Annotated in this window: 11 protein-coding genes; 4 read left to right on the top strand and 7 right to left on the bottom strand. The window is 65.4% G+C overall.

Going from position 1 to position 15,258, the window contains the following annotated elements; all coding sequences use genetic code 11:
* Positions 1-47 precede the first annotated feature (47 nt).
* From ACSSV4_RS14180 to ACSSV4_RS14170, 3 genes are read left to right on the top strand one after another with little or no spacing between them, the layout of a single operon-like run.
* The gene (locus ACSSV4_RS14180) at positions 48-710 is read left to right on the top strand and encodes a phosphatidylserine decarboxylase (protein WP_454275782.1); all 663 of its coding nucleotides are present in this window, start codon (positions 48-50) and stop codon (positions 708-710) included.
* Complete coding sequence (locus ACSSV4_RS14175; protein ID WP_454275781.1) at positions 707-1,462, top strand: CDP-alcohol phosphatidyltransferase family protein; 756 nt, start codon at positions 707-709, stop codon at positions 1,460-1,462. The genes ACSSV4_RS14180 and ACSSV4_RS14175 overlap by 4 nt, the downstream gene beginning before the upstream one ends.
* 20 nt (positions 1,463-1,482) lie before the next feature.
* Complete coding sequence (locus ACSSV4_RS14170) at positions 1,483-2,103, top strand: class I SAM-dependent methyltransferase (protein WP_454275780.1); 621 nt, start codon at positions 1,483-1,485, stop codon at positions 2,101-2,103.
* A 60-nt stretch (positions 2,104-2,163) separates the two neighbouring features.
* On the opposite strand, the gene ACSSV4_RS14165 is transcribed toward ACSSV4_RS14170, so the two are convergent.
* From ACSSV4_RS14165 to xdhA, 7 genes are read right to left on the bottom strand one after another with little or no spacing between them, the layout of a single operon-like run.
* Positions 2,164-3,237: a BMP family ABC transporter substrate-binding protein gene (locus tag ACSSV4_RS14165; RefSeq protein ID WP_454275779.1), complete on the bottom strand. Its 1,074-nt coding sequence runs from the start codon at positions 3,235-3,237 to the stop codon at positions 2,164-2,166.
* Between the two features lie 21 nt (positions 3,238-3,258).
* On the bottom strand, positions 3,259-4,179 hold the full coding sequence (locus ACSSV4_RS14160) for an ABC transporter permease (protein WP_454275855.1): 921 nt from the start codon (positions 4,177-4,179) through the stop codon (positions 3,259-3,261).
* Positions 4,179-5,261 carry an ABC transporter permease gene (locus ACSSV4_RS14155; protein WP_454275778.1) on the bottom strand — a complete coding sequence of 361 codons (1,083 nt, stop codon included), beginning with the start codon at positions 5,259-5,261 and terminating at the stop codon, positions 4,179-4,181. Before ACSSV4_RS14155 ends, ACSSV4_RS14160 begins: the two co-directional genes overlap by 1 nt.
* Positions 5,262-5,309: 48 nt before the next feature.
* Positions 5,310-6,827: an ABC transporter ATP-binding protein gene (locus ACSSV4_RS14150; RefSeq protein ID WP_454275777.1), complete on the bottom strand. Its 1,518-nt coding sequence runs from the start codon at positions 6,825-6,827 to the stop codon at positions 5,310-5,312.
* Positions 6,824-7,780 carry a xanthine dehydrogenase accessory protein XdhC gene (xdhC, locus tag ACSSV4_RS14145; RefSeq protein WP_454275776.1) on the bottom strand — a complete coding sequence of 319 codons (957 nt, stop codon included), beginning with the start codon at positions 7,778-7,780 and terminating at the stop codon, positions 6,824-6,826. Before xdhC ends, ACSSV4_RS14150 begins: the two co-directional genes overlap by 4 nt.
* Positions 7,777-10,113 carry a xanthine dehydrogenase molybdopterin binding subunit gene (gene xdhB, locus ACSSV4_RS14140; RefSeq protein WP_454275775.1) on the bottom strand — a complete coding sequence of 779 codons (2,337 nt, stop codon included), beginning with the start codon at positions 10,111-10,113 and terminating at the stop codon, positions 7,777-7,779. Before xdhB ends, xdhC begins: the two co-directional genes overlap by 4 nt.
* Complete coding sequence (gene xdhA / locus ACSSV4_RS14135; protein WP_454275774.1) at positions 10,110-11,516, bottom strand: xanthine dehydrogenase small subunit; 1,407 nt, start codon at positions 11,514-11,516, stop codon at positions 10,110-10,112. The genes xdhB and xdhA overlap by 4 nt, the downstream gene beginning before the upstream one ends.
* 161 nt (positions 11,517-11,677) lie before the next feature.
* Here xdhA and dnaE point away from each other — a divergent pair, with 161 nt between their 5' ends.
* Positions 11,678-15,178: a DNA polymerase III subunit alpha gene (dnaE, locus tag ACSSV4_RS14130; protein ID WP_454275773.1), complete on the top strand. Its 3,501-nt coding sequence runs from the start codon at positions 11,678-11,680 to the stop codon at positions 15,176-15,178.
* Positions 15,179-15,258: the final 80 nt, after the last annotated feature.

Here is a 15,258-nt window from a genome sequence, read left to right as displayed (position 1 = left end):
GGCCTTAGGCGCTTGCGGGAGTGACCGCGCCCAAGGAGCCCGCCCGCATGAAGATGCACGAGACCTTCATCAAGCCGATGCACCCCGAGGGGCGCAAATTCCTGGCGATCTTCGCGGCGATCACACTGGTCCTGTTCATGCTCTGGGATGTGCTGGGATGGATGGGCGTGGGCCTGACCGTCTGGTGCTATTACTTCTTTCGCGACCCCGAGCGCGTGACCCCGCAGCGCCCCGGCCTGATCGTCAGCCCGGCGGACGGCATCGTGTCGCTGATCGAGCCCGCCGTGCCACCCGCCGAGTTGGGCCTGCCCGACACGCCCCTGACGCGGGTGAGCGTGTTCATGAACGTCTTCAACTGTCACGTGAACCGCGCCCCGGCGGCGGGCAAGGTCCATGCGGTCGCCTATCGCCCCGGCAAGTTCCTCAATGCCTCGCTCGACAAGGCGAGTGCGGATAACGAGCGCAACGGCATCGTGATCGAGATGGAGGGTGGCCGCCTGTTGCCGGTGGTACAGATCGCCGGGCTGGTGGCGCGGCGCATCGTCTGTTTCGTGGACAAAGGCAGCACGCTGTCGCGCGGCGAACGCTTCGGGCTGATCCGGTTCGGGTCGCGGCTCGATGTGTACCTGCCCGATGGGGTGGCACCGCAAGTGCGGGTGGGGCAGACCATGGTGGCCGGTGAAACCGTCATGGCGGAGCTCAATCGATGACCAAGCCGCCGCGCAAACATCCCCGCAAAGAGGTCACGCTGGCGCAATTGCTGCCCAACATGCTGACCGTGGCGGCGATATGCGCGGGTGTCACGGCAATCCGCATGGGCGTCCAGGGCGACTATGTGCGCGCGGTGCAGCTTCTGCTGATCGCTGGGGTGCTTGACGGGCTCGACGGGCGTCTGGCGCGGCTCTTGCGCAGCACCTCGGCGATGGGGGCAGAGCTTGATTCCCTGGCGGATTTCATCAATTTCGGCGTGGCGGCCCCGCTGGTGATCTATTACTGGGGCCTGCAGGACGCACGCCACGCTGGCTGGATTGCGGTGCTGTTCTTTGCAATCTGCTGCGTGATGCGGCTCGCCCGTTTCAATGTCAGTGCCCGGGAAGAGGGCGCCAAGGGCGGATCAGGTGCCTATTTCGACGGGCTGCCCTCGCCCGCCGGCGCGCTCTTGGCGATGCTGCCGATGTTCGTGACCTTCGCGGTGCCAGGCCTGCCGCATCCGCCGTCGATCCTTGTCGGGATATACATGGCGGGCGTCGGCCTGCTGATGATCTCGCCGGTGCCGGTCTGGTCCTTCAAGCGCACCAAAATTTCACGCGAGAACGTCAAATTTTTCCTATTGGGCTTTGCCTGCGTCGCCGCCGCACTCGTGATCTTCACATGGGCCGCGTTGATCGTCATGTGCCTGACCTATGTCGCGGTCGTCATCTGGGCGGCCTTGATCTGGTATCCGAAGGACCGGTCTGGATGAGTGTTGCAGAGAGGTGAGCGATGGACCTTGACGCGGTGAAGAACACCTACGCCCGATGGGCGCCTGTTTATGACGCGACCTTTGGCCGGATCACCCATGCCGGGCGGCGCGAGGCGGTGCGCCATATCAACGCGCGCGGGGGGCGCGTGCTCGAAGTGGGCGTCGGCACCGGGCTCTCGCTCGAGGCGTATGATCGGGACGTGCAGGTGACCGGCTTTGACTACAGCGAGGATATGCTGCGCAAGGCCCGTAGGCGCGTCGCGCGGCGCGGTCTGAAACATGTCGAGGCGCTGCGGCAGATGGATGCGCGCGACCTCGATTTCCCCGATGACAGCTTTGATACCGTGGCCGCCATGCATGTGCTGTCGGTTGTGCCCGAACCCGAACAGGTGATGACCGAGATCGCCCGCGTCCTGCGTCCCGGCGGGCAGGTGGTGATCACCAACCATTTCCGCCACGAACGCGGTGTCTGGGCCGGTCTCGCCCGCGCCGCCGCCCCGCTGGAGCGGGTGCTGGGCTGGCATTCGGATTTCGAGATCGACACCGTCCTGCAAGACCCGCGCCTGCACGTGGTCACCCGCCGTGACCTGCCGCCGATGGGGATGATGACGTTCCTGGTGCTGGAAAAGCGGGTGAATTGAGGCGATGAAGCCCCGCCGGAAGAGGCGGGGCCCCAGTCTGAGGTATGGATTGGATACGTCTCAGTTCGGGATCTGACCGCTGATCCCCTCGACGTAGAAATCCATCCCCAGCAGCGTGCCGTCATCCGCGACCTCACCCTCGGCCAGCCAGGCGCTGCCGTCCTGCCGGTTGATCGGGCCGGTGAAGGGGTGATACTCGCCCGCCGCCATCGCCTGCTTGAGCGCGAGCGCCTCCTCCTTGACATCCGCAGGCACCGCATCGGTGATCTCGCCGATCTCGACCATGCCCTTGTCGATGCCCTGCCAGACCTGCTGGCTCTCCCATGTGCCGTCGATCACCGCCTGCGTGCGGGCGATGTAATAGGGTGCCCAGTTGTCGATGATCGAGCTGACCCGCGGCAGGGGCTTGTATTCCGCCATGTCGGACGCCTGCCCAAAGGTGATCACGTTGCCGGCCTTTTCCGCCGCCGCCTGCGGTGCGGTCGAGTCGGTATGCTGCAGGATCACGTCGGCCCCCTGCTCGATCAGCGCAGTCGCGGCATCCGCCTCTTTCGCGGGATCGAACCACGTATAGGCCCAGATGATCTTGAACTCGACATCGGGGTTGACCTTCTTGGCGTGGAGATAGGCCGAATTGATGCCGCGAATGACCTCAGGGATCGGGAACGAGGCGATGTAGCCCACGATGTTCGACTTGGTCATCTTGCCCGCGATATGGCCCTGCACCGCGCGCCCCTCATAGAATCGCGCCGAATAGGTGGAGAGGTTGGGCAGAGTCTTGTAACCGGTGGCGTGCTCGAATTTCACATTCGGGAACTTCTCGGCGACGGCCACCGTCGGCTCCATGAAGCCAAAAGAGGTGGTAAAGATGAGATCCGCGCCCTGCAACGCCATCTGCGTGATCGCACGTTCGGCATCCGCACCTTCGGGCACGCTTTCCTGATAGACGGTCTCGACCTGATCGCCAAAGTGGTCCTCGACGGCCAGCCGCGCCTTGTCATGCTCATAGGTCCAGCCGCCATCGCCGATGGGACCGACATAGATAAAGCCGACCTTGGTCTTGTCCTGCGCCACGGCCGTGGTCGCAAGGCCGAGCGCAAGCGCGGCCGAGGTCAAAAGATGCGTGAGTTTCATGCGTATCTCCCTGTCATGGTGTTATTGCGAAGCGTGAAAGATGCGGCCCAGTGAGGCGGGCGCGCGGGATTTGTCGCCTGCCATGATGACCAGCACTAGGATAGTGATCAAGTAGGGCGACATGGAAAGGTATTCGACCGGGATGGCAAAGCCCGCCGCCTGAAGGTTGAGCTGCAGCACCGTGACCCCACCAAAGAGCCACGCCCCGAGCAGAACCCGGCCTGCCTTCCACGAGGCGAAGACCACCAAGGCGAGCGCGATCCAGCCGGCACCCGCCGTCATGCCTTCGGTCCACTGCGGCACGCGAATGAGGCTGATATAGGCCCCGCCCAGCCCCGCGCAGGCCCCGCCGAATAGGATCGCCGCGACCCGGATGCGCACCACCTTGTAGCCAAGCGCATGGGCCGCGTCGTGGTTCTCGCCCACGGCGCGCAGGATCAGCCCGGCCCGGCTGTACCTGAGCATCCACCAGATGAGCCCCACCAGCGCGAGTCCGAGATAGACCATCAGGTCATGCGAAAAGAGAACCCGGCCCAGAAACGGAATGTCGCCGAGCAGGGGGACATCCAGCTTGGCCACGGGCGGCGGCTTGATCCCGACATAGCCCTGCCCCAGCAGCGACGACAGGCCCAGGCCGAAGAGCGTCAGCGCCAGACCGCTTGCCACCTGATTGGCGAGCGCCACTTGCGTGAGCAAGGCGAACAGGAGCGCCAGCACCGCGCCGCCCCCCGCCGCAGCGACAAAGCCGAAGACAGGCGAGCCGGAATTGACCGCCACGGCAAAGCCGCAGATCGCCCCGGTGATCATCATCCCCTCGACCCCGAGATTGAGCACGCCCGCGCGCTCCACCACCAACTCTCCCAGGGCGGCGAGCAGGATCGGCGTCGCCGCGACCATCAGCGAGGCCAGAAGCAGCTCCGGGCTGATCGAGCCCATATCCATCATGCCACCTCCCTCGATACGAGGCGGATGCGATAATTCGTCAGCACATCCACCGCCAACAAGAAAAACAGCAGCATACCCTGAAAAAGCTGAATCGCGGCCGCAGGCAGGCCCATGTTGGATTGCGCGATCTCGCCGCCGATATAGGTCAGCGCCATCAAGAGCCCCGCCAGCAGGATCCCCAAGGGATGCAACCGCCCGAGAAAGGCGACGATGATCGCGGTAAACCCATAGCCCACGTTGAAGTCGATGCTCACTTGGCCCGCAGGCCCCGAGACCTCGAATAGCCCCGCCAGACCCGCGAGCGCTCCGGCGGTGCCAAGACACACCAGCACCAGCCGCGCCGGCCGCACCCCGGCAAAACGTGCCGCGCGCGGGGCCTGCCCGGTCAGGCGAATGTGATAGCCCAAGGAGTGCCGGGTCAGCAGCACATAGGCAAAGATCACCGCGATGAAGGCCGCCACAACCCCCCAATGCATGCCGGTTCCGGTGATCAGTTCGGCATTATGCGCGCTGTCGTATTGCCGCAGGTTGCGCGAGCCGGGAAAGCCCATGCCCTCGGGGTTCTTCATCGGCCCGAGGGCCATGGCCGCCAGCAACTGCTCGGCCACATAGACCAGCATCAGCGACACCAGAATCTCGTTGGTGCCGAAACGCAATTTCAACACCGCCGGGATCATCGCCCAGACCCAGCCGCCAAGCGCCCCGGCCAGCACCATCAGCGGAAAGATCAGAACGCTCTCAGTGGGGTAAAACGCAAGCCCCACCCCCGCGCCCGTGAGCGCCCCGACGATATACTGCCCCTCGGCCCCGATATTCCAGATCCCAGCCCGAAACCCGAGGCTGAGGCCAATGGCAATCAGGATCAGCGGCGCGCCCTTGATCAGAAGCTGCGGGCGGTAATAAAACGCGAACTCGCCAAAGAGCGGCTGCCAGAAAATCGTGGCGATCGCCTCGACCGGATCCTTGCCAAGTGCCGCAAACAGCGCGCCCCCCGCCACCATGGTGATAACCACCGCCAGAATCGGTGTCACCCATGTCCAGAGGCGCGAGGGCTGTGGGCGCTTTTCCAGCTTCAGCATGACGCACCGCTTGGTTTCTTTATGGCAAAAATACTCAAATCCGACGGCTCAGACATGCGCCGCCTCCATGCCATGCGCGCCACCCATCATCAGGCCGATTTCTTCCACATTCAGGTCCTGCGCGGGCCGGATCTCCGACAGGCGCCCCTCGTTCAGCGCGCCGAACCGATCGGAGATTTCCATCAACTCGTCGAGATCCTGGCTGATGCAGAGGATCGCCGCCCCATTTGCTGCCAGATCGAGCAGCGCCTGCCGGATCGCTGCGGCGGCGGCGGCGTCGACGCCCCATGTGGGCTGATTGACCACCAAGACCTCGGGGCGTTGCAGCACTTCGCGCCCAATGACGAATTTCTGCAGGTTGCCGCCCGACAGCGCCCGCGCAGCCACATCGGGCCCCGGCGTGCGCACATCGAACCGCTCGATGACGGCACTCGCGAAGGCCCGCGCAGCACCCCAGCGGATAAAGCCGCGCGCGGTCAGCCCCTCGCGCTGCGCCCCCGTGAGATACGCGTTTTCCGTCAGGCTCATATCCGGCGCGGCGGCATGGCCCAGCCGCTCCTCGGGCGCGGCCAGAAGGCCCATCCTGCGCCGCGCCGTCGGTCCCAGTCGACCGATGGGAGTTCCATGGAGCCGGATCGCCTCGGCGTTGCTCAGGATTTCACCCGAGAGCGCCGCCAGCAATTCGTCCTGCCCGTTCCCCGCAACCCCGCCAAGGCCTACTATCTCACCCGCCTGCACCGTCAGGTGAATATCCTTGAGCGCGGTGCCATAGGCCGAGGGCGAGGCCACCGAGAGCCCGGTGATGTCGAGCGCCACCGCCCCCGGCGCGCGCGGCGCGCGTTCCGGCGCGGCAAAGCTCGACCCGACCATCATCTCGGCCATTTCGCGTGCCGAGGTCTCGCGCGGCAGGCAAGTGCCCACGTTCCGCCCCTGCCGCAGGATCGTCGCCTGATCACAAAGGCTGCGGATTTCCTCCAGCTTGTGCGAGATGTAGAGGATCGCCACACCTTCGCCGCTCAGCTTGCGCAGGGTCTGGAACAGGATCTTCACCTCCTGCGGGGTCAGCACCGAGGTGGGCTCGTCCATGATCAACAGGCGCGGATCCTGCAACAGGCAGCGGATGATCTCGACCCGCTGCCGCTCGCCCGCCGACAGATCGCCGACGATGCGACCGGGATCGAGCGGCAGGCCATAGGTTTCCGACACCTCCCTTATGCGGGTCGCAAGGTCGCGCAGGCGCGGCGGCTCTTCCATGCCGAGCGCCACGTTCTCGGCCACGCTCATCGCCTCGAAAAGCGAGAAATGCTGAAACACCATCGCCACGCCCGCCTTGCGCGCCGCATGCGGATCGGGCGGGGCATAGGGCGCGCCATGCAGGGACATCGCGCCGCTGTCGGGCTTTACAAGGCCGTAGATCATCTTGACCAGCGTCGATTTGCCCGCGCCGTTTTCACCCAAGAGCGCGTGCACCTCGCCCTCCAGAATGTCGAAGGACACGGCGTCATTGGCGACGACACCGGGATAGGCCTTGGTCAGGCCCGAAATACTGAGCAGCGGCGTCGTCACGCGGTTGTCCCCTGATGGCGGGCGGCGGGTGCTTGTCGCGTCTTCAGTAACGCAGTCGCGGTGCCGACGGCAATGGCCTGCGGGTGTTTGCCAAGGTTCGGGTCGCCGATCGGACAGTCGATGCGCGCGATTTCGGCAGGTCCATGGCCCAACGCCGCCAGACGCTTGCGGAACCGGGCCCATTTGGTGGCCGATCCGATCAGCCCGCAAGAGGCGAAACCGTGCTTCAAGAGCGCGTGACAGAGCGCCAGGTCGAGCGCATGCGAATAGGTGACGATCAGGTGATGCGCATCGCGTGGCGCATGCACAACAAGCGCGGGCAGATTGGGCGCGGGCCATCCCGTGACACCTTCCGGCACCACAGCCGGAAATCGCGCCAGTTCGGTATCTGCCCAGGTGATCCGGAAATCCGGCAACGGGCCGAGCGTGGCGGCAAGTGCGCGCCCGACATGCCCCGCCCCCCAGATCCAGAGCGGGGCGGCGCGCGGGCGCACCGGCTCGACCATCCAGCCCTCGATCAACTGCGGCGCAGGCAACTCGCCCCGGTCCCGCGCCCGCGCCAGCCTGCGCCGCACCGCGAGCGGGGCGGCGCACACCCCCGCCACATCACCTGTAACGGGGCGCGCGATGACATCGAGGCCCTCCAACCCGGCCAGGCGCACGACATCGTAGACCTCGCTCACCACCTCGACCGCGCCGCCACAGCATTGTCCCATATCGGGGCCGAGCGCGTGGCGGCTCAAGCGCGTGGGTGCCGCCTGAGCACGTGCAGCGCCCGCCAATTCATACTCCAGTGCCCCGCCCCCCACCGTGCCCGATTGCCCTCCCTGCCAGACCAGCATCGCCGCCCCGACCTCGCGCGGGGCCGAGCCACGGGTGGCCGCGATCACCACCCGGGTCACGCGGCCATGGCGCGAAACCGCCGTGCGCAGGCCATCGAGATCGAAACTCATGCGCGCGCCCTCTCCACCGCCTGCAAGAGCCGCTCGGGCGTGGCGGGAGCGTCGAGCGCCGGGTAGCGCGTGCCGCAGGACGCCACCGCATCCGACAGCGCCAGAAAGGCCGAGATGCCCAGCATCAAGGGGGGCTCGCCGACGGCCTTGGAGCGATAGATCGTCTCCTCGCGGTTCTGCCCGTCCCAGAGCGTCACTTTGAACACCTCGGGCCGGTCCGAGCAGGCCGGGATCTTGTAGGTCGAGGGTGCATGGGTGCGCAGCCGCCCGGCCTTGTCCCAGACCAGTTCCTCCACCGTCAGCCAGCCCGCGCCCTGCATATAGCCACCCTCGATCTGCCCGATATCGAGCGCGGGGTTTAGCGAGGTGCCGCAATCATGCACGATATCAGCGCGCAGGATTCGGTTCTCGCCGGTCAGCGTATCCAGCACCACCTCGGTCACCGCCGCGCCATAGGCGAAATAATAGAACGGGCGCCCCTGCCCCTTGATCCGGTCCCAGGCCAGCTTGGGCGTCTTGTAGAACCCGGTCGAGGACAGGCTGACGCGGTGCTCGTAACACAGCCGCGCAGCCTGTGCGAAACTGATCTCCTGCGCGCCCACGCGTACCGTGCCGCCCTCGAACGTGACGGCCTCGGGCGCCTCTTGATGATACTGCGCCAGGAATTTTGCCATCCGCTGCCGTATGGTGTCACAAGCCACCCGCACCGCCATGCCGTTGAGATCACTGCCAGAGCTTGCCGCCGTGGCCGAGGTATTGGGCACCTTGCCGGTATCGGTGGCGGTGATCCGCACCGCCTCGAGCGGCAGGCCGAAACGCGCGGCGGCCACCTGCGCCACCTTCTGAAACAGGCCCTGCCCCATCTCGGTGCCGCCGTGATTGAGCTGCACCGAGCCGTCCTGATAGACATGCACCAGCGCCCCCGCCTGATTGAGATGGCTGAGCGTGAAGGAAATCCCGAACTTCACCGGGCTGAGCGCGATGCCGCGCCTGAGCACCGGATTGCGCGCGTTCCACTCCGCCACCGCCGCGCGCCGGGCGTGATAGGCGGAGGTCTCGACCAGCGCGTCGGTCATCTCGTGCAGGATGAAATCCTCCACCGCCTGCCCATAGGGCGTGTGCTGTTTCTTCTGGCCGGAACTATCCTCGGAGCGGCGCGCAGCGCGGGGGGCAGACAGCCCCGCTTCACCGGCTGCCGTGTAGTAATTCCTCTGCCGCACGGTGAGCGGGTCAAGCCCCAGCTCATGCGCCACGTGATCCATCACCCGCTCGATCCCCAGCATCCCCTGCGGCCCGCCAAAGCCGCGAAAGGCGGTGGCCGAGGCGGTGTTGGTGCGCAGCCGGTGGCTCTCGATCCGCACGGCAGGCAGGTGATAGGCGTTGTCGGCATGCAGCATCGCGCGGTCGGCCACCGGCAGCGACAGGTCCTGGCTCCAGCCGCAGCGCGCGTAATGGACGAACTCCACGCCCGTGAGCCTACCCTCGCCGTCGAATCCCGCGCGATAGGTGATGCGGAACTCGTGCCGCTTGCCGGTGATCACCATGTCGTCGTCGCGGTCATAACGCATCTTGCAGGGCCACCCCGTCGCCATCGCTGCCACGGCACAGGCGACGGCGAGCGCATTGGCCTGACTTTCCTTACCACCAAATCCGCCACCCATGCGCCGGGTCTCGACCCGCACGGCATGCATCGGTCGCCCGATAGCATCGGCCACCTTGTGCTGCACCTCCGTCGGATGCTGGGTCGAGGCATGGACCACCATGTCGCCCCCCTCCTGCGGCAGGGCGACGGCAGCCTGCCCTTCGAGATAGAAATGCTCCTGCCCGCCGATCTCGATGGCCCCTTTGACCCGATGCGGCGCGGCGGTGATGGCGGCTGCGGCATCGCCTTTGGCGTAGATGCGCGGGCCGTCCTCGAAACGGCTGTCGGCGGCGAGGGCCTCGTCGATGGTGAGGGTCGGCGTGGCTTCCTCGTATGTGACCATCGCGCGCCGCGCCGCGCGGCGGGCGGCAAGGTGACTATCGGCAATCACCAGGAAGAGCGGCTGGCCGTGGTACTGCACATCGCCGGTGCAAAGCAGCGGTTCGTCATGGGCGGAGGGCGAGCAATCGGCGTCATTCGGCAGATCGGCGGCGGTCAGCACCGCCACGACACCGGCGCAGGCGCGCACGGCTGCAAGGTCCATGCCCGTCACCCGGCCACAGGCGATTCCGCTGAGGCCAAAGGCGAGGTGGAGCGTTCCGCGCGGAGTGGGGATGTCATCGACATAACGCGCCGCGCCCGTCACATGCAGGCGGGCGGCGTCATGCGGCAGCGGCTTGGAGACGGTCATGCCCGCACCTCCAGAACCGATGTAGCAGCCCCCTGATCCTCAAGGAAATACCGCGTCAGCAGATTGCGCGCGACATTCAGGCGATAGTCGGCAGAGGCGCGCATATCCGACAGCGGAGCGAAATCCTCGGCCCAGGCGTCCTGCGTGGCGGCGATGGTCGCCTCCGTCCAGGGCTGCCCCAAGAGCGCCGCCTCGACATGGGCAGCGCGCTTGGGAATGCCCGCCATGCCGCCGAAACCGATGCGCGCGGCGCGCACGTGGCCGTCCTCGATCATGATGTTGAAACAGCCCAGAACGGCGGAAATGTCCTGATCGAAGCGCTTGGAAATCTTGTAGCAGCGCAGCCGGTCGGGCTGGCGCGGGACGCTTACCGCCTCGACAAATTCTCCCGACGCGCGGTCCTGTTTGCCGTAGTCCAGAAAGAACTCCGCCAGCGGCATCGCGCGGCGGGTGTCGCCGTGGCGCAGATGCAGCGTGGCCCTTAGAGCAATGAGCGCGGGCGCGTTGTCGCCGATGGGCGAACCATTGGCGATATTGCCCCCGAGCGTCGCCGCTGCGCGCACCTGGTCCGAGCCATAGCGCCGCAGCATCGCTGCATAGGAGGCATGATAGGGGGAAATCACCTCCATCAACCGGGCGATGGTCAAACCGGCACCAAGGCGGATCTCGGTGTCGGTCACCTCGACCGCCTGCAGATCGGCACAGCCGTTCAGGAAGATCGGCATCTCCAGATCGCGCAACTGCTTGGTGACCCACAGCCCCACATCCGTCGCCCCGGCAATCAACGTGGCCTGCGGATGAGCGGCAAAGAGCCCTGCCAACTCATCCGTGGTTCTTGGCTGCCAAGACTTAGGGGGGCTGTCTGCCCCCCGCCCTTCGGGCCCCCCCGAGAGTATTTCTGCCAAAAAGAAACTGGGATTGTCACGCATCCAGTCCGGCACCGGCGCATCTTCAGCCGCTCGGGCGGCGCGCAGGATGGGGGCATAGCCGGTGCAGCGGCAGAGATTGCCGGCAAGCACGCGGTCGTGATCGGCCTCGCCATTCATGTGCGCGCAGGCCATCGACGCGATGACGCCCGGCGTGCAAAAGCCGCATTGCGAACCGTGATGGTCGATCATCGCCTGTTGCACCGGGTGCAGCGCGCCGTCCGGTCCGCCGATCCCTTCGACGGTGCGCACGGCCTTGCCCTGCAGCTGCGGCAGGAAGAGAATGCAGGCGTTGAGCGGGCGCGCGCCGGTCTCGTCGCTGACGATCACCGTGCAGGCGCCGCAATCGCCCTCGTTGCAGCCCTCCTTGGTGCCGGTCAGGCCGCGCGCCTCGCGCAGCCAATCAAGCAGGGTCGTGGTCGGGGGGATGTCCCCCGCATCCACGCACTCTCCGTTCAGAAGAAACGTGAGGGTCATGTCCGGTGCCTGCCGCCTTACCAAAAATCTGCCCTTGTCTGCCTGACCTTCGATGCGGCGTAGAAGGTGGCGGGCTTGTCCTGTCGGTCTTCGATGAAAACTGTCGACGGGGCGTTTGGCAAGTCTTTTGTTTCGCGAAGGCCCTGAGTAGGATGGCCGTCATGAGCGCCAATCCCCGATTCATTCACCTGCGTGTCCACACCGAATATTCCCTTCTCGAGGGGGCGGTGCGGCTGAAGAAACTGCCCGGTCTCTGCGAGGCGGCGGGCATGCCCGCCGTGGCCGTTACCGATACGAACAACATGTTCGCCGCCCTTGAATTTTCCGTCTCGGCGCAAGCCGCGGGGGTGCAGCCGATCATGGGCTGTCAGGTGGATCTCGAATATGTCGCCAGAAGCCCCGGAGAGCGGATCAAGCCGCCCGCGCCGGTGGTCCTGCTGGCGCAGAACGAGCGCGGTTACGAGAACCTGATGAAGCTCAATTCCTGCCTCTACCTGCGGGGCGACGGGCAATTGGCGCATGTCACGGTCGAGGAACTGGCCGCCCATGCCGAGGGCGTGATCTGCCTGACCGGCGGGCCGGACGGGCCGGTGGGGCGGCTCTTGCAGGGCGGGCAGCGCCCGGCGGCAGAGGCGCTCATGGAGCGGCTGGCAGCAGCCTATGGCAACCGGCTCTATGTCGAGTTGCAGCGCCACCCCGGCGAGAGCGGCGCGCCGGAACCCGAGCGGCTGACCGAGCGCGGCTTGGTCGAGATGGCCTATGCGATGGACCTGCCGCTCGTGGCCACCAACGATGTCTATTTCCCCAAGCCCGACATGTACGAGGCGCATGATGCGCTCCTCTGCGTGGCCGACGGGGCCTATGTCGATCAGAGCGAGCCACGCCGCCGCCTGACGCCACAGCACTATTTCAAGTCGCAGGAAGAAATGGTGACGCTCTTCGCGGACCTGCCCGAGGCGCTGGAAAATACCGTCGAGATCGCCAGACGCTGCGCCTTCGGCTGTTACAAGCGTGACCCGATCCTGCCGCGTTTTGCCGATGACGAGGTCGACGAATTGCGCCGTCAGGCGCGCGCGGGTCTTGAGGCGCGGCTTGCCGTCATTCCGCACGCCGCCCCGGTCGAGGACTATGAAAAACGGCTCGATTTCGAACTTGGCATCATCGAGGGGATGGGGTTTCCGGGATATTTCCTGATCGTGGCGGATTTCATCAAATGGGCCAAGGACCACGATATTCCGGTGGGGCCGGGGCGCGGCTCGGGCGCGGGCAGCCTGGTGGCCTACGCACTGACCATCACCGACCTTGATCCGTTGCGCTATAGCCTTCTCTTCGAGCGGTTCCTGAACCCGGAGCGGGTCAGCATGCCCGACTTTGACATCGACTTCTGCATGGATCGCCGCGAGGAGGTGATCCAATATGTTCAGGAGAAATATGGCCGCGACCGGGTGGGGCAGATCATCACCTTTGGTGCCCTTCTCTCCAAGGCTGCGGTGCGCGATATCGGGCGGGTTCTGCAAATGCCCTATGGGCAGGTGGATCGCCTGTCGAAGATGATCCCGGTCGAGGGCGTCAAACCGGTCAGCATCGAACAGGCGCTCGCGCAGGAAGAGCGGCTGCGCGAGGCCGCGAAATCCGAGGAGGTGGTGGACCGGCTGCTGAATTACGGCATGAAGGTCGAGGGGCTGTTGCGCAACGCCTCCACCCATGCCGCGGGGGTGGTGATTGGCGACCGGCCATTGGATGAGCTGGTGCCGCTCTACCAGGATCCGCGCTCGGACATGCCCGCCACGCAGTTCAACATGAAATGGGTGGAACAGGCGGGGCTGGTGAAGTTCGACTTTCTCGGCCTCAAAACCCTGACCGTGATCCAGAATGCCATCGAGCAGATCCACCATGAGGGGCGGGACCTGCATATCGCCGCCGATGGCAGCACCATCTACGAGCCCTTTCCCGGAGCAGAAAACGATATCGGGCAGATCCCGCTTGATGACGAAAAGACCTATGAGCTTTATGCCCGCGCCCGCACCGTCGCCGTGTTCCAGGTGGAAAGCTCGGGCATGATGGACGCGCTCAAGCGGATGAAACCCACCTGCATCGAGGATATCGTGGCGCTCGTCGCGCTCTACCGGCCCGGCCCGATGGAGAACATTCCGAAATACTGCGAGGTCAAGAACGGGCTGAGCGAACGCGACCATCTGCACCCTTCGGTCGATCATATCCTCGACGAGACGCAGGGCATCATCGTTTATCAGGAACAGGTGATGCAGATCGCGCAGGAGATGGCGGGCTATACGCTTGGCGGCGCCGACCTGTTGCGCCGCGCCATGGGCAAGAAGATACAGGCCGCGATGGATGCCGAACGGCCCAAGTTCATCGCCGGGGCCAAGGAGAACGGCGTCGACGATGCCAAGGCGCTCGCGGTCTGGAACCTTTTGGACAAGTTCGCCAATTACGGCTTCAACAAGTCGCATGCCGCCGCCTATGCGGTGGTCAGCTACCAGACGGCGTGGCTCAAGTCCAATCACCCGGTGGAATTCATGGCCGGTGTGATGAATTGCGATATCCACCTCACCGACAAGCTGGCGGTCTATTTCCAGGAGGTGAAAAAGGGGTTGGGCCTCGACTGGCTGCCGCCCTGCGTGAACCGGTCCGAGGCCACGTTCGTGGTGCGTCAGGGCGTGCTGCACTATGCGCTCGGCGCGCTCAAGAACGTGGGCGTCGAGGCGATGAAGCTGATTGTCGAGGGGCGGACCGAGAAACCCTTCGCCACGCTCTATGACATGGCGCGGCGGGTGGATTTGAAACGCATCGGCAAGCGGCCGCTGGAGATGCTGGCCCGCGCCGGGGCGTTTGACGCGCTCGACCGCAACCGTCGCCGGGTGTTCGAGAGTATCGAGGCGCTGATGAACTACTCCGCCGCAATCCACGAGCAGAAGCATTCGGATCAGGTCTCGCTTTTCGGCGATGCCGGTGAGGATCTGCCCGAACCGCGCCTTGTCCCGGTCGAGGACTGGCTGCCTGCCGAACGGCTGACCGAGGAATTCAAGGCCGTCGGCTTCTACCTCTCGGGTCATCCGCTCGACGATTACATGACCGTGCTCAAGCGGCAGGAGGTCAAGACGCTGGACGAGGTGACCGCCCGCGCCGAGCAGGGACCGTTCCTGGCCAAGATGGCGGGCGTCGTCGCCGGGCGGCAGGAGCGCAAGTCGGCGCGTGGCAACCGCTTTGCCTTTGCGCAACTCAGCGACACCACGGGCGGCTACGAGGTCACGATCTTTTCCGATGTGCTTGAGAAATCGCGCGATTTCCTTGAAACCGGCACGCAGGTTGTGATCAGTGCCGAGGCCACGATGGAGAGCGATCAGCTCAAACTGCTCTGCCGCTCGGTACAGCCGATCGACGGGATGGTCGCCGATGCCGGAGCCGTCGGCCTGCGGATTTTCGTCGATCAGCCGGGGGTGATCGGTTCGGTCGCGAGCGTTCTGGAGGGGGTGGCCAAAGCCGCGCGCGGAGGCGCGCCCGGGCCGATCCATTTCCGCCTTATGGGCGAGGGGTTGCCCGGCGAGGTCGAGATCGACAGCGGCGTGGAATACCCCGTTACCCCGCAGATCAAGGGCGCGATCAAGAGCCTGAGCGGCGTGGTGATGGTCGAGGAGATCTGAACCCTGCCCAACGTCATCCCGGACTTGACCCGGCATCTCTGTGCAGCAAGAGACCCCGGGTCAAGCCCGGGGTGACACGG

The sequence above is a fragment of the Roseovarius sp. MBR-154 genome (assembly GCF_053628595.1).
The sequence above is the reverse complement of the archived record's forward strand: the minus strand, read 5'-3'. Positions and strand labels throughout refer to the sequence as shown.